21 protein-coding genes are annotated in these 18,678 nt (G+C 51.3%); 12 read left to right on the plus strand and 9 right to left on the minus strand.

From position 1 onward, the window contains the following. The first annotated feature begins 52 nt into the window (after positions 1-52). The 4 genes from OIN60_RS16950 (at position 53) to OIN60_RS16965 (ending at position 3,557) form a co-directional block, all read left to right on the plus strand. Complete coding sequence (locus OIN60_RS16950) at positions 53-1,069, plus strand: methionine ABC transporter ATP-binding protein (RefSeq protein ID WP_305756051.1); 1,017 nt, start codon at positions 53-55, stop codon at positions 1,067-1,069. Next, positions 1,069-1,737 (plus strand): methionine ABC transporter permease, encoded by a 669-nt coding sequence (locus OIN60_RS16955; protein ID WP_305756052.1) that lies wholly within the window; start codon positions 1,069-1,071, stop codon positions 1,735-1,737. Before OIN60_RS16950 ends, OIN60_RS16955 begins: the two co-directional genes overlap by 1 nt. Before the next feature lie 69 nt (positions 1,738-1,806). Next, positions 1,807-2,646, plus strand: coding sequence for a MetQ/NlpA family ABC transporter substrate-binding protein (locus OIN60_RS16960; RefSeq protein WP_305756053.1), 840 nt, complete (start codon positions 1,807-1,809; stop codon positions 2,644-2,646). Positions 2,647-2,786: 140 nt separating this feature from the next. Then, a complete protein-coding gene (locus tag OIN60_RS16965) occupies positions 2,787-3,557 on the plus strand; it encodes an SDR family oxidoreductase (RefSeq protein WP_305756054.1) in 771 nt (256 codons plus the stop codon). 81 nt (positions 3,558-3,638) lie between these two features. On the opposite strand, the gene OIN60_RS16970 is transcribed toward OIN60_RS16965, so the two are convergent. Next, entirely contained in the window at positions 3,639-3,887 is a 249-nt protein-coding gene (locus OIN60_RS16970; RefSeq protein WP_305756055.1) for a NifU family protein, read from the minus strand. A gap of 88 nt (positions 3,888-3,975) precedes the next feature. Between OIN60_RS16970 and OIN60_RS16975 the strand changes: the two genes are divergently transcribed. After that, positions 3,976-4,224, plus strand: coding sequence for a YuzB family protein (locus OIN60_RS16975; RefSeq protein WP_305756056.1), 249 nt, complete (start codon positions 3,976-3,978; stop codon positions 4,222-4,224). A gap of 94 nt (positions 4,225-4,318) precedes the next feature. Here the strand turns inward: OIN60_RS16975 and OIN60_RS16980 are convergent, their stop codons facing one another. Together OIN60_RS16980 and mqnE are read right to left on the minus strand one after the other, a co-directional pair. After that, positions 4,319-5,386, minus strand: a complete 1,068-nt coding sequence (locus OIN60_RS16980; protein ID WP_305756057.1) for an NAD(P)/FAD-dependent oxidoreductase — start codon at positions 5,384-5,386, stop codon at positions 4,319-4,321. A 59-nt stretch (positions 5,387-5,445) separates the two neighbouring features. Continuing rightward, a complete protein-coding gene (gene mqnE, locus OIN60_RS16985) occupies positions 5,446-6,552 on the minus strand; it encodes an aminofutalosine synthase MqnE (RefSeq protein WP_305756058.1) in 1,107 nt (368 codons plus the stop codon). Between the two features lie 337 nt (positions 6,553-6,889). Here mqnE and OIN60_RS16990 point away from each other — a divergent pair, with 337 nt between their 5' ends. The 3 genes from OIN60_RS16990 to OIN60_RS17000 all read left to right on the plus strand — a co-directional run bounded on the left by OIN60_RS16990 (position 6,890) and on the right by OIN60_RS17000 (position 8,217). Next, positions 6,890-7,249 (plus strand): HesB/IscA family protein, encoded by a 360-nt coding sequence (locus OIN60_RS16990; RefSeq protein ID WP_305756059.1) that lies wholly within the window; start codon positions 6,890-6,892, stop codon positions 7,247-7,249. A 127-nt stretch (positions 7,250-7,376) separates the two neighbouring features. Beyond that, a complete protein-coding gene (locus OIN60_RS16995) occupies positions 7,377-7,658 on the plus strand; it encodes a hypothetical protein (RefSeq protein ID WP_305756121.1) in 282 nt (93 codons plus the stop codon). Between the two features lie 241 nt (positions 7,659-7,899). Next, entirely contained in the window at positions 7,900-8,217 is a 318-nt protein-coding gene (locus OIN60_RS17000) for a hypothetical protein (RefSeq protein ID WP_305756060.1), read from the plus strand. A 126-nt stretch (positions 8,218-8,343) separates the two neighbouring features. Here OIN60_RS17000 and OIN60_RS17005 read toward each other — a convergent pair whose 3' ends face one another. From OIN60_RS17005 to OIN60_RS17015, 3 genes are all read right to left on the minus strand, one after another. Then, positions 8,344-9,192: a 1,4-dihydroxy-6-naphtoate synthase gene (locus OIN60_RS17005; RefSeq protein ID WP_305756061.1), complete on the minus strand. Its 849-nt coding sequence runs from the start codon at positions 9,190-9,192 to the stop codon at positions 8,344-8,346. 1 nt (position 9,193) lies between these two features. Next, on the minus strand, positions 9,194-9,949 hold the full coding sequence (locus OIN60_RS17010) for a futalosine hydrolase (RefSeq protein ID WP_370872527.1): 756 nt from the start codon (positions 9,947-9,949) through the stop codon (positions 9,194-9,196). Between the two features lie 70 nt (positions 9,950-10,019). Next, positions 10,020-10,250 (minus strand): hypothetical protein, encoded by a 231-nt coding sequence (locus OIN60_RS17015; RefSeq protein WP_305756063.1) that lies wholly within the window; start codon positions 10,248-10,250, stop codon positions 10,020-10,022. Between the two features lie 215 nt (positions 10,251-10,465). On the opposite strand from OIN60_RS17015, the gene ppk1 reads away from it, so the two are divergent. Next, positions 10,466-12,574, plus strand: a complete 2,109-nt coding sequence (gene ppk1 / locus OIN60_RS17020) for a polyphosphate kinase 1 (RefSeq protein ID WP_305756064.1) — start codon at positions 10,466-10,468, stop codon at positions 12,572-12,574. On the opposite strand, the gene OIN60_RS17025 is transcribed toward ppk1, so the two are convergent. Beyond that, positions 12,534-14,066: a Ppx/GppA phosphatase family protein gene (locus OIN60_RS17025; RefSeq protein ID WP_305756065.1), complete on the minus strand. Its 1,533-nt coding sequence runs from the start codon at positions 14,064-14,066 to the stop codon at positions 12,534-12,536. The two genes, ppk1 and OIN60_RS17025, sit on opposite strands and share 41 nt — an antisense overlap. Before the next feature lie 172 nt (positions 14,067-14,238). On the opposite strand from OIN60_RS17025, the gene OIN60_RS17030 reads away from it, so the two are divergent. Beyond that, entirely contained in the window at positions 14,239-14,898 is a 660-nt protein-coding gene (locus OIN60_RS17030) for a YheC/YheD family protein (protein ID WP_305756066.1), read from the plus strand. A 248-nt stretch (positions 14,899-15,146) separates the two neighbouring features. Then, on the plus strand, positions 15,147-15,287 hold the full coding sequence (locus tag OIN60_RS17035) for a sporulation histidine kinase inhibitor Sda (protein ID WP_305756067.1): 141 nt from the start codon (positions 15,147-15,149) through the stop codon (positions 15,285-15,287). Positions 15,288-15,434: 147 nt separating this feature from the next. Here OIN60_RS17035 and OIN60_RS17040 read toward each other — a convergent pair whose 3' ends face one another. Then, a complete protein-coding gene (locus tag OIN60_RS17040) occupies positions 15,435-16,436 on the minus strand; it encodes an NAD(P)/FAD-dependent oxidoreductase (protein ID WP_305756068.1) in 1,002 nt (333 codons plus the stop codon). A gap of 147 nt (positions 16,437-16,583) precedes the next feature. On the opposite strand from OIN60_RS17040, the gene OIN60_RS17045 reads away from it, so the two are divergent. Continuing rightward, complete coding sequence (locus tag OIN60_RS17045) at positions 16,584-17,774, plus strand: NAD(P)/FAD-dependent oxidoreductase (RefSeq protein WP_305756069.1); 1,191 nt, start codon at positions 16,584-16,586, stop codon at positions 17,772-17,774. Positions 17,775-17,845: 71 nt separating this feature from the next. On the opposite strand, the gene hemQ is transcribed toward OIN60_RS17045, so the two are convergent. Continuing rightward, on the minus strand, positions 17,846-18,613 hold the full coding sequence (gene hemQ / locus OIN60_RS17050; protein ID WP_305756070.1) for a hydrogen peroxide-dependent heme synthase: 768 nt from the start codon (positions 18,611-18,613) through the stop codon (positions 17,846-17,848). Positions 18,614-18,678 lie beyond the last annotated feature (65 nt).

An 18,678-nucleotide genomic window follows, 5' to 3' on the forward strand; every position in this document is an offset into this window, starting at 1 on the left:
GAGACAGTCATGGCGGGAAGGGGTACAAGGAAGAGAAGGGGGACGGACCAACTTGATTGAAATCAAGAAGCTGACTAAATTTTATGGCAAAGGCAGCCGGATGACACCAGCGCTGTCTAACCTGAACTTATCGATAGGCAAAGGTGAAATTTTTGGTATTATCGGCCACTCCGGGGCGGGGAAAAGTACGCTGATCCGCTGCATCAACCTGCTGGAGCGGCCAAGCTCGGGCGAGATATGGATCGACGGAGTGAACATGATCAGTCTGAGCCGCAAGAAGCTGCAGTCCAGACGGCGTAAAATCGGTATGATTTTTCAGCACTTTAATCTGCTGTCCTCGGCGACCGTATATGACAATATCGCATTTCCGCTTCGTCTGGATAGCAAACCTAAAGCGGAAATCGACAAAAAGGTAAACGAGCTGCTTGTTCTTGTCGGACTGGAGCAGCACGCCAACAAGTATCCTGCCCAGCTATCTGGCGGGCAGAAGCAGCGTGTCGGAATTGCTCGCGCGCTTGCCAGCGACCCGGACGTGCTGCTGTGCGACGAGGCCACGTCAGCGCTCGATCCACAGACGACAGATTCGATTCTGAAGCTGCTGCTCGATATTAATCAGCGCTTCAATCTGACCATCGTGCTGATCACTCACGAAATGCATGTGATACAGCGGATCTGTGACCGCGTCGCCGTTATCCATCAGGGCGGAATCGTAGAACAAGGGCCGGTGGCTGAAGTCTTCATCAAGCCGCAGCATCCGGTAACAAGAGAATTTATTATGAGGGAATCCGATCAGAGTGGAGATTTGCAGGTAGCGATTGCGGCTCCTCACCTGGCGTCTTCGCAAACCGTCAAAATTTCGTTTCTGGGCGACAAAACCTATGAATCGATTTTATCACGGACGGTCCGCAGGACCGGTGTGGATTTTGCCATCCTGCAGGGGACCATCTCCACGCTGAAAAATGTGCCCTACGGCCTGCTCACCGTTCGATTTGAGGGCGACGACAAAGCCATCCGGGAGACGACCCGGGAATTATCCGCACAGGGGCTTGATGTGGAGGTGATCGGCTGATGAATGAGCTTGATTTTTCTCAAATTAACTGGAACGAAATTGGCGCATCGACGTTGGATACAATTCAAATGCTAGGCATATCCGGGTTGTTTACACTCCTTCTGGGGCTGCCCCTCGGTGTCGTGCTGTTCCTGGCCAGCCGTTCATCACTCGTCTTGATGAAGGTCATCTACACGGTGCTGTCATTCATCGTCAATATTCTCAGATCGGTGCCGTTTATTATTCTGATCGTTGCATTGATCCCTGTAACGAGAGCGATCGTTGGCACCTCCATTGGTGTGACCGGCACAATTCCTCCGCTGGTAATTGGGGCGGCACCGTTTTTCGCAAGGCTTGTGGAGACTTCCCTGCGGGAGGTGGACCGGGGCGTCATTGAGGCGGCTCATGCGATGGGAGCTTCAACCGGGCAAATCATCTTCCGAGTGCTGCTCCGTGAAGCAAGGCCGGGACTGTTGGCCGCATTGACGATTACCATTGTCACGCTGGTCTCCTATACGGCCATGTCAGGCATGATAGGCGGTGGCGGTTTGGGCGCGCTGGCAATCAACTACGGTTATTATCGGTACGACACAGCGGTCATGATTGTTGCCGTCGTGCTTATGGTCGTGCTGGTGCAATTGCTGCAAATGGCGGGTGACCGTCTCGTGCGGCATTATACAAGAAAATAAGGAAACATTAAATATAAATCCTTATTCATGCCAAGCTTTTAAAACTAAATTTTGGAGGGGTTACACGTTATGAAAAAATGGTCATTTGCTTTTCTAAGCCTTGCATTGCTGCTGATTCTGGGAGCCTGCGGGAGTGCTCAGAACGGTCCGGGAGCAACAGCGGACGAAAATCCAGGAGGTACACCACGCAGCATTGAGCTGAAAGTCGGTGCATCTGCTGTGCCTCATGCCGAAATACTGGAAGCGATCAAGCCTGAGCTGGAGAAGCAGGGGGTACGCCTGCAGGTCGTTACTTTTAACGACTATGTGCAGCCTAACGTACAAGTGTTCGACAAACAGTTGGATGCGAACTTCTTCCAGCATCAGCCGTACCTGACCAGCGAGAATGAAGCGCGCGGTATGGATCTCGTATCCGTAGTGCCAGTACATGTTGAGCCTATGGGTGCATATTCGCAAAAATTCAAATCGGCCGATGAAATTCCGGACGGCGCTATTGTAGGCATTCCGAATGATGCGACCAATGGCGGACGCTCCCTGATGCTGCTGGCCAAGCAAGGTCTGATTACACTGAAAGACAACACAGATATCAATTCTACGATTGCCGATATTACTGGTAATCCGAAAAACCTGGACATCCGTGAAGCGGATGCAGCCATCCTACCGCGCCAGTTGCCTGACCTGGATCTGGCGGTTATTAACACGAACTATGCGCTGGAAGCTAATCTGAATCCAACGAAGGATGCCCTGTTCATCGAAGATAAGGACTCCCCTTACGCGAATCTGCTGGTGGCCCGTCCGGATAACAAAGACTCCGAAGGCATTCAAATTTTGGCAAAAGCACTGCAGTCCGAGGAAGTCAAAAAATTTATTGAAGATAAATACCAAGGGGCGATCGTTCCTGCATTTTAATGAATAACAGTATAAGCATATACCGCTTCTGCCTTCGGGCAGGGCGGTTTTTTTGCATACTGAGCTCCGGCAAGTTGAGACAAGAACCCAAATCTTTTATACTGTTCCTGTGGCGTTCTCTTTGCAGAGGAGGAAGTACGTTGAAATCAAAGGTTGCCTTGATTACTGGAAGCGCCAAAGGGCTGGGAAAAATGACAGCTTTACGTTTAGCGGATCAAGGGTTCGATATTGCGATAAACTATGTGCACAGCCGTAAGGAAGCCTTGGAGCTGGAGAAAATCATCCAGGCCAAAGGAGTACGGTGTACGGCCATTCAGGCGGATATTACCCGGCAGCAGGATATTGAAGAATTGGTGGGCCAGGTTGAGCTCAGGCTCGGCGGTGTCGATATTATGGTGAATAACGCAGGGCCGTTTATACGGGAGCGCAGGCTGTTCGCAGATTATACGCCTGCTGAAATTCATGCTTTGATGAACGGCAATCTGGTGGGAACGATGCTGCTGGACCATCGGGTGCTTCCGTATATGCGCAGACAGCGGTGGGGGAGAATTATCCATTTTGGGTTTGGGCACGCCGGGGAAGCGAGAGCATGGCCACACCGAGCCGTATATGCGGCGGCCAAGGTAGGGCTTGTTTCTTTTACGAAAACATTGGCTGTTGAAGAAGCTCCGTCAGGGGTCACGGTCAATATGATTTGTCCTGGAGATATTCGCGGTGACAATAAGGAGAAGACCATTGCCGAGGTCAGCGGTATGCGGGATGATGAGACACCCAGAGGCAGACCGGGCAGCGGGGAGGACATTGCGCGGGTGATTGCCTATTTATGCGAGGACTCGTCCGATTTTATTACAGGCAATATTATGGATATTTCGGGCGGACTTGATCCGATTCGTCCTTCGATACCGCTGTAGGCTGAAGAGGGGAGTTAACAAAAAAAAGAGCCTTGGCTTCATATGAAGCCAAGACCCTGTCATGAATATGCTTGAAGCATATTAGAATACTTGTACCACTTCTTGCACACCGTCGACTTCTTCGAGAAGAGCGCGTTCGATGCCGGCTTTCAACGTAATGGTTGAACTCGGGCAGCTTCCGCAAGCCCCCATCAGCTTCAGCTTCACGATGCCGTCTTCTACGTCAACCAACTCGACGTCGCCGCCGTCACGTTGCAGGAACGGGCGCAATTTATCCAAAACTTCCAACACCTCATCATACATGGTGATGCTTTGTGTGTTATCGCTCATTAGAATTCAACTCCTTTCCTATAATGCTTATTATATTACAAACGGGAGCAAAATAAAATGCTCCTGCCAAAAGCAGGTGAAATAAAATATGAGACCGATCATAGAATTTTGCAGCAGTAATATCAGCACAGAAGCAGTCATGCCCAGACTAGAGCAGAATCCGGATTACGATATCGTGGAATATGGCTGTCTGAACAATTGCGGTCAGTGTTATGCCGAGCCGTTTGCAATGGTTGACGGTGAAATTGTGGCGGCGGATTCTCCCGAGGCATTGTACGATGCGATTATCGCCAAGATCAAGGAAGCTGAGGCGTGGGAGACGCTTGATCTTGACTGATCGCCGGGAGACGCTCTGAGAACGAAGCATTCCTACAATCGCTTTTCCGGAATTGCTTCGTCCTCTCCGCTGCTTATGTGCAGATAGGTGAATATTATCCAAAATGACGTTTCGATTTCCAGAGAACTCCGCTCTTGAGCAGACGGGGAATACGCCCGCGCAGGGCCGTGCCGCCCAAGAATCCGTAGCCGAATCCGGCTTTCTTGCCTAATGATCCCAGGGTGCCGCGCAGCTTGATAGCATGAGTCTGGGGCTTCTCACCCTTCCAGATAGCCTGCACGATATGGGCTATCTGTTCGCCCTGGATTCCCGCCGCCTGTGCGCTTGGAGAAAAAGGAAGGCTTGCGCAATCTCCCACCACATACACCTCGGTATGATTCGGGATTTGGTATAGCTCGTTCACGACGATCCTTCCCTGCGGATCCTTGGCTATACTCAGATCCTGGACGACTTTGACCGGCTGAATACCAGCCGTCCATACGACCGCATCCGTTTGAATAAGGTCGTCGTGGTTATAAATGGCGTTAGGCTCAACCCGTGTCACGGAGACGCGGGAAAGAGCGTTCACATCATGTTCTTTAAACCATTCATGGACATAAGCGGACAAGCGCTGCGGGAACGAAGAGAGCACCCGTTCCCCGCGATCCATGATCGAGATATTCAAGTCAGGTCGGCTTTCCCGCAGCTCGGCGGCAATCTCTACGCCGCTCAGACCGCCGCCAACAATATGGACGCTTCCGTAAGGGTTGATCTCATTCAGGCGCATATAGGTCCGCCGTGTACTATTAAAAGACTGGATCGTGCAGGAAAACTCTTCGGCCCCAGGGGTATTATGAAACCGGTCCGTACACCCCAGGCCGATGACCAATTGATCATATAAGAGGGGATCTCCCTCTTTGAAATGGATAATCCTGGCGTCCAAATCAATGGAGGTTACTTCTCCGAATCTGCGGGTAAGCTGGTCGTGTTCCGGGAAGGTGACCCGCAGTTCAAAATCCGATACGGTTCCCGCCGCCAATGAGTAATACTCCGTTTTAAGCCCTTGGAAAGGCATCCTGTCCACCAGCACAAGCTCGGTATCCCGCGGAATGGATTTATCCAGCAGTTCATTTACAATGGTGAGACCGCCGTAGCCGCCTCCAAGAATGACGAATTTCTTCATGATACAAGTCCGCCCTTTCTGGGTAACGATTGTGCCAAACTAAAATTCCATACAGAAGATTATTCGTACACCTGAATTTCGTTATAGAAGGTGTCCCGCTCCACGGGAATGCGTCCAGCTCCTTTCACGAGCCAGATCAGCTCTTTGCGGGTCAAACCGGCAGGAGTAAGAGCACCGGCAGCATGACTGATCTGCTCACGGATGATTGTGCCGTGTACATCAGATGCGCCGAAAGACAGCGCGACCTGCGTAAGCTGCGGACCGATATTGATGAAATAAGCCTTCACGTGTTGGATGTTGTCGAGCATCAGACGGCTGATCGCGATTGTCTTAAGATCCTCGTAGGCTGAATTGCGCCGCATGATGCCGGCATTTTTGCTTTTCGGCTGCATGGACAGCGGAATAAACACCATAAAGCCATTGGTTTCATCCTGCAGCTCGCGGATTTGCAGCATATGGTTAATCCGGTCTTCGTAAGACTCGACCGATCCGTACAGCATTGTTGTATGGGTCTTCATACCAAGCTTATGCGCGGTGCGATGGACTTCAAGATAGCGTTCCACGTTGGCTTTGGTGACCTTCATTTTTTGGCGGTATTGGTCGGACAGAATTTCAGCGCCGCCGCCGGTCAGTGATTGCAATCCGGCCTTCTGTAGCTCCTGGAGCACTTCCTCAATGCTGAGTCCGCTGATGCGGGTGAAGAAATCGATCTCGGCAGCCGTATAAGCCTTCAGAGTAACATCCGGATATTTGTCATGGAGCGCCTTCAGGGAATCAACATAATATTGAAAGGGCACATGTTGATTATGCCCGCCTACAATATGAAATTCACGCACTCCGGGATGGATATGCTGTTCAACATAGTCGATCATTTCCTGACCTGACAAGGTGTAGGAGCCTTCCTCGCCCAGGTCCTTACGGAAATTACAGAACGCGCAGCGGGCCTCGCATACATTGGTAAAGTACAGGCTCATATTTTCAATAAAGTACACTTTCTTGCCGTTCTTACGTAAATTAGCCTCGTTAGCCAACTGACCCAAGGTCAGGAGATCATCCGTTTCATACAGGTACACGCCATCCTCAAGCGTCAGACGCTCGCCATTGCGCACCTTCTCCACGATTTCGGCCATTCTTCGATCTGTAAAGGGTGATACTAATGTGGACATACCTATTCCTCCTCCAAATTGCTGGGCGATCAGCGCATGGTTGCTGATACACACAGGATGTCCCGTTCCGTCGGTACGCTTCCGGCTTCGCGGAGCATGATTAATGCTGTGAAAAATGTTACAAAAATAAAGATATCGGTTTTATCTATGACAAAATTCCGACAGTTTACTAATTACGTACCCACCTATTATAAACCTGACCCGGCAGGTGTTCAACCGGATAAGCTAGAAAAACGGTGCTTTTGTCCTTGCCAGACGGATGCTTCCATGGCTTGAGGCCCCGCCGAAACTGGAGTATACTGAACAAGTAGAATGAAGTACAAAGGAGGAATATGGAATGATCAACATTACGGATTCCGCTGCCGAGCGTCTGAAGGAGATGCTTGCCCAGCAAGAAACGCCGAATATGTTCCTGCGTCTGGGTGTAACGCCGGGCGGCTGCACAGGCTTCTCATACGCAATGGGCTTTGATGATCAGGAAAGTGATCAGGATATATATATGGACATTCAGGAAATGAAGGTGGTCATGGAGAAGGACAGCCTTCGTTACCTTGACGGTCTGGAAATCGACTTCGAGGAGTCCGGCATGTCGGGCGGCTTTACCATTCATAATCCGAATGCGGTCGCTACGTGCGGCTGCGGCTCTTCTTTCCGCACACGTGATGATGCGGGTGTACCGAGTCCAGAGCAGTGCTGAGCAGAGGATCATGTTTGTTCTTACTGTCTTAATATGATGCAGCGCGGGCAGAACTATAGCCTCCATAGCGGGATAGCATGCTATCTGCGTTATGGAGGTTTTTTAAGGAGAGGTTAACTTGAAGATCGTGATTACCCAGCAAATTTCAGCAACAGGTGTAAAAGAATACACGAAGGTGGCAAGAACGTTCGAATCATACAGCCTGCCTCACACGGGGCATAAAATAACCGATCCTGCCTTCGGAGACATGCTTTATTATGAAGTCGAGGATGTCATGATCGATTATGGGGCGGATGAATGTCTGGTTGCGCTGCCCCCGGTAACGATCCATTCCGATGATGCGGAGGATCTCCGGGATGCGATCCGAGAATACGAGTCCCACGGCTGGACCTGTACCAAGCCTGTTTAAACGGAATTACACCGGCTGCTGTCTACAGCCCAAGTGATTGTCTCATGACAGTCGCTTTTTTTTGTTTTTGAAGCAGAACGAATAGTGGAACACCCCAATGGTGAAAAATAATGAAAATGTTGATATAATCATGTAAGGGTAATCATAATGCAGTCTTCTCTTTTAAGGAACCATACAGCAGCCAGAACGACAACCTGCGATTTGCAAAAATTAGTGGTTTAAAGAAAAGGGGACAAGTGAAGTGAGAGTGAAACTGAATTTTACGAACAAAGGAAAGAACGCGATTGAAAAGTTCGACAATGATGAGTTGATAGAAATTTTCTCCCGTTACAGCAATACTCTGACGAAAAAGTATGATCTTACGGTTGCAGTGCCCGACGAAGCTAATCCCAGCATTATCAACGATGGCTTTATAGAACTGCAATTGGAGCAAGTGAATTGCGATGTGAATTCATTTCTCAAAGAGCTGGGCAGGGATATCAAAGTCCCCCTGGTAAAAAGGCTGGGCACAAAGCTGGATAATGTATTTAAAACAGAAGTGATCGAAACAGAAGCTTAAATAAGCTGGATGGAGTCTTGAGTGCGCTGCACATTCAAGGCTTTTTCTGTATTGGTTAGAGAAGCTTTCCTATGGAATGAGACAGCCTGCTGCTTGAGTCTCAAGCAGCAGGCTGTCTTTTTCTCATTAAGCTTCCACCTGGGGCCATTTCAGCTTGTCCAGATCAAATGCGGGGACCAGTCCTTCAGCGGCGGCGCGGCCGAGCAGAGCCTCGATGGCTGCATAACCGCTATCGCCGAGGTCGGCCGTGAAGTCATTAACATACAGCTCAATATGGGACTGGGCGACATCTGGGGCCATTTCCTGAGCGTGTGAGAGAACGTAATCCCGGGAAGCCTCAGGATGCTGCCAAGCGTATTCTACGGAAGCACGGATCCAGCCTGTGATCGCCTTCAAATCCAGATGACGGCGGGCTATGATGGCACCCAGCGGAATCGGAAGCCCCGTATCCTCTTCCCACCAACTGCCCAGGTCTACTTGCAGGCTGAGCCCATATTCCGGGTAGGTAAAGCGCGCTTCGTGAATAACCAGCCCCGCATCCATCCGCCCATCGCGTACAGCCGGCATAATCTGGTCAAATGGCATCACGACGATCTCGCCTACCCCACCGGGAACATGCTTGGCTGCCCAGAGACGGAACAGCAGATAAGCGGTGGAGCGTTCACTCGGCACAGCCACGCGCTTGCCTGTCAATGCGGCGGGGTCCGTGGAACCGTCAAGTGTCAGCACAAGCGGGCCGCAGCCCCGCCCAAGTGCTCCTCCACAGGGGAGAAGGGCATAGTCATTAAGCACCCATGGCAGGGCGGCATAAGAAATTTTCATGACATCCAGGCCTTCGGGTGTTACCGCCAGATTGTTCGTGATATCGATATCGGCATACTTGACCTCAAACTTGGGTGCATCCTCAATCAATCCATGTGTTAACGCATGGAACACAAAGGTGTCATTAGGACATGGAGAAAATGCAATCTTCATATTATAAAACCTCCGTTAAAATATGGAATGCTGTCTCAAGCGACTGCAGTGCCTCCTTGATCCGCCATGCGGCCCGATTGCGGGGGCCGACGAGGTTGGAAATGGCGCGAATCTCAAACACAGGGACCCCGACGGCGCGGGCGGCAATGCCGACCCCATAGCCTTCCATCGCTTCGGCCGCAGCACCCGGCACCCGCTCTGTCAGAGCTGCGGCCGTAGCGGCTGTGCCTGTCACGGTGGACACGGTCAGCACCGGACCCGCACAGGCCTGCAGTCCGCCGGCTGCAAGGAGCTGCGTCCAGTGGGCGGCTGTGTCGGCATCCACCGGCAGGCGGCTGGAACCGAAGCCAAGCTCGTCCACGCTGCTGAAGCCTTCCGCAGTCTCGGCGCCAAGGTCCGCGGCGATGATAGATGTGGCGACAACGACCGATTCCATAGGCGCAATACGGGCAAAGCCGCCGCCGATGCCAGCGCTAATTACGGCCCGGTAGCCGCCTGCCGCAAGCTGTCCTGCTGTGAGAGCGGCTGCTGAAGCCGCTCCCACCCCGGCTAGCTCCACAACAAAGCGTGGATTGCCGCTCAGTCCGCGCAGCACAGCTTCCCGTTCGGCTTCTACTGCTGTCATAATCAATATGCTTCCTTCCTTCGCGGAAGGGTTAAAGGACTGGAGTTTTTTCAAAAGTGATCCCTGCTTCCATGAGTCTGTTCGCTTTTCATCATACACCTTTTGAAAGCAGCATTCAAAAGAACGGTACATAAAGGAAGGAATTAAAAAAAGCGCCGGGAGGGCGCTTGCAGAGCTGAACAAAATGCAGTACCGTAAAAAATTAATGAACGCCCTGGAACATCGTAACGTCCCGGTCGTAGTGACTTTTGCTTCCGTCCGTATTTCGGACGCGAACGACCTCATCCGAGAACATTTCGATGAGCCCGCCGCCGACTTCACAGTAAACACCTGTCGGATCCTCCTGCCATACCGTGACGGGGGTTCCGGACAGGGCGGCTATAAAAAAATCAATATTTTTTTGAAGAATGCGGGGTTTTTTCTTCGAATCCATAGATCGTCCTCCTGGAGTTGGCTTTTCTAGGTTGGTGACGCCAGGCAAAAAAATTGTATCAAGTATTGACTTTAACGTGTAAAGCTTAATTTGTAAAGGATAAAGCTCTGCGTTTACGCAGATTTTACATTTTATTGATATACTGGTGGTGAAGGAACACCAGGCTGATAGTACAATAACTAGGTGTCGAAATGAACCATTTTATGGAGGTCACTATGATCAAAGAAGAAAGTCACGTCGGGAGCGACAAAACACACGCCGCCCGTTATTTTAATCGTGATCTCAGTTGGATTGAGTTTAACCGCAGGGTGCTGCAAGAGGCGCAGGCTGCGGATGCTCCCCTGCTGGAGCGCGCCAAGTTTCTGGCGATCGTATCCAGCAACCTGGATGAGTTTATGTCCGTACGTGTGGCGGAAACCCGGGAAAAAATTAAAGCCGGCTTCATGCAAAAGGATTTTACGGGTTATGCGCCGCCAGGTTTGTACAAGCGGCTAATCAAGAGAATTTCGGAAATGGTATCGGAGCAGTACAAGACCTTCCGCGAAGTATCGCGCCAGATGGGCAAGAAGGGGCTTGTATTTATGGATTACGAGGACTTGAATGCAACGCAGCGCAAGGCTTTGGACATGTATTACCATGATATTATTTTTCCGGTGCTGACGCCGATGGCGGTCGATCAAAGCCGCCCGTTTCCTCTTGTGCATCATAGATATGTTTATCTTGCGGTGGTGCTCCGGCGCGAGGGAGAACGTTCGGACGATAAGCCGTTTTTCGCCATCGTTCAGGTTCCCTCTAATATTCCGCGTGTGGTCGCTGTTCCGCGCCGCGCGAACAGTAAAAGCAAGCATTTTATCCTCATTGAGGATTTGATCAAGCATCATATTCACACCCTGTTCAGCGGGTACATACCGGAGTCTGTCCATGGTTTCCGGGTGACACGTAACGCCGATCTGAGCATCAATGAAGAGGAAGCGGAGGACCTTCTGGAGGAGATCGAGAAGGAGCTGCGCAGGCGCAGAAGGGGGGCTCCTGTAAGGCTGGAGGTGGAGAAGGGCATTCATCCTTATGCGCTGCTGGAGCTGCAGACCGAGTTCGAGCTGTTCGATCATGTATTCGAAACGGATGGACCGCTGGATTTGGGGTTCCTCTCCTCCTTTGCTGACAGCCTTGAGGGCTATTCGCATTTGCGTTTTCCGCAGGTCAAGCCTCTATACCCGCCTGAGCTGCCGCTGCGTGAGGATATGTTCGAGGTGCTGCGCAGCCGTGATGTGCTGGTGTATCACCCTTACGAATCGTTCGATGCGGTGACGGATTTCGTCTTGGAGGCCTCCGAGGACCCGGATGTTATGGCCATTAAAATGACGTTGTACCGTGTTAACGGAGAATCCCGCCTCATTCCCGCTCTGGCGCATGCGGCCGAATCGGGCAAGCAGGTTACGGTTGTGGTGGAATTGAAGGCCAGATTTGATGAGGAACGAAATATTGCGTGGGCACGCAAGCTGGAAAAGGCGGGTTGTCATGTCGTTTACGGGCTGGTCGGTCTCAAAACACATGCGAAAATTATCCTTGTTGTCCGGCATGAGCAGAATTCTCTCAGACGTTATGTGCATGTAGGGACAGGCAATTACAATGCGAGTACAGCCAGAGCGTACACCGATGTCGGACTGTTCACGTCCAATCAGGTGATCGGCGAGGACGCCTCCGAGCTGTTTAACGAGATTACCGGTTTTTCCGCTGCAAAAGAGCTGCAGGCATTCACTGCGGCCCCAACGGGACTCAAGGCCAAGCTGTTCGAGCTGATCCGGCGGGAATCCGCACATGCCAAAGCTGGAAAGCCGGGCAAAATTATAGCTAAAGTGAACTCCCTGTCCAATCAGGAGATCATTGATGAGCTGTATGAGGCTTCTCAGGCGGGGGTCAAGATTGACCTGATCGTGCGGGGGGTATGCTGCTTACGTCCGGGCGTGCCGGGAATCAGCGAAAACATACGGGTTATTAGTGTCGTTGACCGTTTTTTGGAGCACTCAAGAATTTTTTACTTTGAGAATGCGGGCGATCCGGAGGTATTCCTGTCCAGCGCGGACTGGATGACGCGAAATTTGACACGCAGAATTGAGTTGATGTGTCCTGTGTTTGACGAAGGACTCAAGGGGCTCGTCGTCGATATTCTTCAGCTTTCCCTGCGCGATAATGTCAAGGCGAGACAACTGATGCCGAACGGAAGCTATCGTTTTGTAGAAAACGACAGCCTTCCCGTCCGCAGTCAATTTGAAGCCATGAAGGTCACGAATTGGAAGAAAGATAGACCGACCACGATAAAATAATATCCCATGCTTTTTGCACATCCTTGGCCGCAGCTTCCATGGCCTTCAGTTCCAGAATAGGTTCCTCCCGGCTGTGCAGACGCAAATGAAGCGAGCCGTCGTCGAAGGAAGGAACCATGTTGTCCACCAAACCGGTTTCACTGCGGTCCAGCGCGATACCTAGCTGGAGCAGGGAGCCGATGCGGTGGACTTTTTGTATATCCACCGTTTGCAGGATGTCTTTGTGTGCATGAAGCAGCCGCTCGGTCCGGTTCTTAGGGTGGTAATCAGCGGCGATCGCGGCCAGAACCATTTCCCGATGCGACAAGCCGCCCAGTCCGGCACGCATGATCCAGTACACGCTGTGCTGTGTGTAATGATAATAATTCAGGATGGTTCCGGCTTTGTAAAGCCTGGCTGCGGTGCGGATCACCCGTTCATCCAGCAGGGAGCTCTCGCCAGCCAGGAGCCGGTACAGTTGTTGCGTATAGTTCAAAACTCGTTCAAGGTGCTCCGGATCGGCGGGAATGCCGAATTCCAGCACATTGTGAAGCGAGCTTTCAAGCGGATCAGGAAGCACAGGTTCCTGCGGTCGGACAAGCTCGTGAAACAGCCCGTCACGCAGTCCGGCACCGCTGATCAGGAAAGATGCGCCCTGCGCTGCGCGGAAGATGGTCTGGAGAATAATCAGACCGGGAATAATAATGTCGGCTCTGTCCTTGGACAGGCCGGCAATTTTTTTGCGCTGTCCGTTGCTGAGGCGGGGCAGGTGGGCAAACATCCGGTCAACCTCATCCGCTTCCATTTCATAATGGTGGGTTACCTGCAGGGAGTAATCCCGAGTCCGTTGACTGATTTTGGCCAGCGTACGCATCGTTCCCCCCAGCCCGATAAAAGGAAGTCCGGAATTCGCAGTAATCCATGGGTGCTCCTCAAGCGCGGACTGGACGAATTTCTCTAGCCTGGCGATCTGGGCAGCCTCCCAAATTCCGTCTTTGTTCTCTTTTCCAAACCGGAGGTTTGTATTTACGGCTCCGAAAGGAAAAGAGTACGTCTTAAGCCGTTTCCGCTCCCTGAACAGGGTGACCTCCGTGCTCCCGCCGCCAATATCAATAATCATGCCGTCCCGCACATTCATCGTGTTGACCACGCCAAGAAAGCCTGCTTTGCCTTCTTCTTCTCCCGAAAGCACCTCCACCTGTAACCCGGTCTCTTCCGCGATCCAGGCGACAACCTCTTCGGAGTTGATGGCATTACGTATGGCAGCCGTGGCTCCCGCCCTCAACCGGGTTACCTTATTTTGCTCACAGATCTCCATAAATTGGCGCAAAAGGGGAGCTATACCTAGCACCGACTCCCGCTCGATTCTTCCATCGGGACCGACCTTTTCGCTCAGCCGGGCTGATTCCTTGTACTCTCGTACGATACGGTATGCTCCCGTATCTCTGATTTCATAGATAACAAGCCGGATGGAGTTGGAGCCGATATCCATGATGCCTATGCTGCTATGCATGTGTACACTCCCTCGTATAGTATCTTTCGAAAGCTCGCAGGCTGAAGTCCCTATATACTACCATAACCCCATCCTGTCGACAAAACAGGCCCGGGCTTTGGACAAACATACAGGAAATAAATGTACATGTTGAGTATCTATATTGCAGGAGGAACTGGAAAGGAGATGCCATATGGCTAGACAGCTTGCAAGCAAATGGCTGAAGACGGAGGCGCTGCTGCGAAACGGATACATCGCTGCCCATATTCCTCAGACGGCAAAATATTCTCCCGAGCATTTGAAGTGGATGCTGGAGCGGTACAAGTTCGTATTCATTAAGCCGGTGAAGGGAGGAGGGGGGCACGGAGTGATCAAAGTAGCCCGGTATGCATCGGGGTACTATTGTACACGTCTATCCCAGACGTACTACTGCGCACATTTTGAGGAGCTGAAGAAAGTTCTGTCCGCTATAAAACTAAGAAGGCCTTACCTTATACAGCAGGGGATTGAACTGGCCACGATCCAGGGCAGACCTATTGATTACAGGATCAAGACGGTGAAGAACGGAGAACAGTGGGAATTTCGCTCTATGGTGGGCAGGCTAGCGCGCCCGGGTCTGGTGATCACCAATCTATGCAAGGGAGGTACCTTACTGCCAGGCCGTGAGGGGCTGAGAAGGTCTTTGAAAGGGATTTCAGTTTCGGCCAAGCGCAGGGAAATGAGAGAGCTTACCCGACTTTGTATTTCCGTCCTGGAGGGACAATTCCCTGGAGTGGGAGAGTTAGGCTTTGACTACGGCTTGGACCGACGAGGAAGAATATGGATTCTTGAAGTCAATACGCGTCCCCAGTAATAGCAAAGGGGCCTTATAATCGCAAAAAAAATAATTTTAATATATTTTTTTATCGGAATTTGTTCCTGAAAGGCTGTGTATAATTTTTATCCACATTATCCACTGCTAGTTATCACAGCTTTGGACGACTTACCAACAAACTGTACACAGGATTTCCACAACTAGTTGTGGATAACAAGAACGCTTGTTCCTGTTTATCTATTTTGATAGAATAAGAGCAAGGAAAAAAAAGGAAAGGTGTGTCGGAGATGGGTATGCTGACGGACGAGATGCTGCTGGAATCCTATCACTTGGCAATCGAGCTGGAACTAGAGGACGATTTCATCTCTTTGCTATTGGCGGAAATTTACAGAAGAAATCTGACCATTACGGATTATGCTCTCCAATAAGCTGTCTTCATGTTCTGTTGCTTAGGTTGAGGAAGTCCGTTTATGCTGCCAGCCAGATGAACACCTGAATAGAAAGGGCGCTTTATTCCCAGGATGAAAATGGGAGTAAAGCGCCCTTTCTCGTCATAAGCTAGGGTAGCCCTAATTTTAAAGCTTCATATTACTGCTGTGCCCCGGGGATAGCTTGGCATCAGGATCAATGTAGACCTTGGCGTTATTTACCGCCGTAGGCGCTTCGCCAAAGCCGACGGCAATCAGCTTCAGCTTGCCGGGATAGGTTGTAATATCACCGGCGGCGAACAGCCCGGGGATATTGGTTTCTTGACGGGAATCGACGACAATGGAGTGGTTTTCGATTTCAATCCCCCACTCGGCAATTGGTCCCAGCGAAGAAACAAAGCCGAAATTGACGACAACATCATCTACTTCGAGCGTTTGAGTTTCTTTCGTCTTGACGTGAGCCAGTGTAACCTCAGTAATCCGGTCTTCCCCGTGCAGCTCCGTGATCTCGGTAGGTGTGATGACCTGGACCTTGGAGGCCATGAGGTTTTCCACACTGTGCTCATGCGCACGGAATTTGTCGCGGCGGTGAATCAGCGTCACCTGTTCCGCAATGGGCTCCAGCATGAGCGCCCAGTCCACCGCCGAGTCGCCGCCGCCGCTGATAAGCACTTTTTTACCGGCAAAGCGGTTCAGATCACTGACAAAGTAATGAAGATTGCTCTTCTCAAAGCGGGCCGCTTCCGGCAGCTCAAGCCTGCGAGGCTCAAAGGCGCCTACGCCGGCTGTGATGATGACGGCTTTCGCGTGATATTCCGCGGCATCGGTCGTAACGATAAAGTGCCGTTCTCCCTTCTTCACCACCGAAAGCACCTTTTCTTCCAAACGAATCGTCGGGTTAAAGTGATTCATCTGCTGCACGAGGTTATTTACAAGCTCCTGTGCGGTCACTTTCGGAAAACCTGCTACATCATATATGTATTTTTCAGGATACAATGCTGCAAGCTGGCCTCCAAGTTGGGGCATACTTTCTATTAAGGTGACGGATGCCTGGCGCATACCGCCGTAGAAAGCGGCGAATAAGCCCGCAGGTCCACCTCCGATAATAACCAGATCGCTCATGTTAGCACCTGTTGTTTGCTCTGTCACTTGTTCAACACCTCCGAAATGTACATTGAATCATTCATGTCTCAGGTTAAGCCGCCGAAGTCTGATTCAATTTCTCTATATTATAAACGCGCGGCAGGCTGTTGCATAGTTTAGTGATGTACCACGAAACCGGAAGGGGTATCCAATATGGGCAGTATTCCCAAAATCGTAATTCTCGGTGCTGGCTACGGAGGCATTCTGACCGCCCAGCGCCTGCAGAAAGAGCTCAAACACAGAGAAGCCGAGGTGACGCTCGTTAACCGTCATGACTACCATTACATTACGACCCACTTGCATATGCCTGCTGCGGGAACGGACTCGATTGAGCATGCCAGGGTTCCGATTTCCAGACTGGTCGATGAGTCCAAGGTCGCTTTTATCAAATCCACAGTGCAGGCCATCAAGCTGGAGGAAAAGAAGGTTATTCTGGATAACGGTTCCCTTGATTATGACTATCTCGTTCTGGGGCTTGGCGGCGAGCCTGAAACCTTCGGTATCCCCGGCATGCTGGAGAATGCGATGACGATTCGCAGCATCAATTCCGTGCGGCTGATCCGCGAGCATATTTCCTACCAGCTAGCCATGTACAAAAATGACAACAACCCGGCCAGGCTTACCTTTGTTGTCGGTGGGGCCGGCTTCACCGGCATTGAATTTGTGGGCGAGCTGGCGGACCGCCTGCCGCAGTTGTGCAGGGAATACGATATTAATCCGCATGACATCAAAATCATTAATGTGGAGGCAGCCCCGACGGCGCTGCCTGGCTTTGATCCCGAGCTTGTCGAATATGCGATGGACGTCCTGAAGCGCAAGGGAGTTACTTTCAGGATTGGTGTTCCGATTAAGGAATGTTTGCCCGATGGCGTCGTTATCGGGGAAGGGGAGAAAATCCCGGCAGGCATGGTCGTTTGGACCGGGGGCATCCGCGGCAATCATTTGATCGAGGCAGCAGGCCTTGAGGTGATGCGCGGACGGATTAAGGCCGATGAATATCTGCGGGCTCCCGGCCATGATCATGTATATGTGATCGGCGACAATTCCGTGTTTATGAACCCGGAAGGACGTCCTTATCCGCCAACGGCGCAAATTGCGATGCAGCAGGGAGACACCTGTGCGAGAAATATCGCCGCAGCCATCCGTGGTCAAGAGCCGCAAAAATTTAAATTCAGCAATAAAGGAACGGTCGCCTCCTTGGGCCGGGGCGAGGCGGTCGCCATTGTGGGTAGAAGAAAGATCAAGGGCTGGCTGGCGGCGCAGCTTAAGAAAATAGTTGACATCCGGTACCTGTTCATCATCGGCGGCATTCCGCTCGTACTGAAAAAGGGACGGTTTTTCTGAGTAAAACTAGCTCTTTCAAGCTACAAAGCCGTCCACGGCTGTATCCGTGAACGGCTTTGTATATATTTTACTTACAGTCTCATCATTTCCCCAAACAACTCCGCATCGAGCAGGCTGCCGATATAGAATGCGCCGAACTCGCCGAATCGTGCGCTCACTTCGTCAAAGCGCATTTCATATACGAGCTTCTTGAACTGGAGCGCATCTTCGGAGAACAAGGTGACACCCCATTCCCAATCATCAAAGCCGACCGAGCCTGTAATAATCTGCTTGACCTTGCCGGCATAGCTGCGTCCGATCAGACCGTGGCTGCGCATCATGCCTCTCCGTTCCTCCATGGACAGCATGTACCAGTTATCGCTTAGATCACGCTTTTTGTTCATCGGATAAAAGCAGATGTAACGATTCTTCGGCAGAATCGGCTTCAGGCGCGCAACAATCTGCGGATTCTGCATCGGGTCCTCATCCTTGCCCCCCAGGTAGTTGCTCAGCTCCACCACACTGACATAGGAATAGGCTTTTGTCGTATATTTGGCAAAGGTCGTTTTGTTGAATTCTGTTTCAAGCTTGTTCAAATCCTCAAGCGTCTCGCGCAGGTGCATCATCACGAAATCGGCCTTCTGTCCAATGATGGCATAAGCGGTTGAGCTGCCGCTTCCCGCTGCTTCGATATTGGACCATTCCTTTACAAAGTCATTCAGCTCGTCCAATGCGCCGGCGCGTTCTTCGTCATCAGCCGCTTTCCAGGCTGTCCAGTTGATGGACCGGAAATCATGGAGCGCATACCAGCCTTCTAATGTGGCTGCCGCTTCATTTGTAGTTGATGCGGGTTGATTCATTCACGTTCACTCCTGTTCTTGGCAAGTTTCACCCCTCCCATTCTATCCCATTTGAAAGCGGCCGG

The sequence above is a fragment of the Paenibacillus zeirhizosphaerae genome, from assembly GCF_030705605.1.
Lineage (GTDB): Bacteria > Bacillota > Bacilli > Paenibacillales > Paenibacillaceae > Paenibacillus > Paenibacillus zeirhizosphaerae.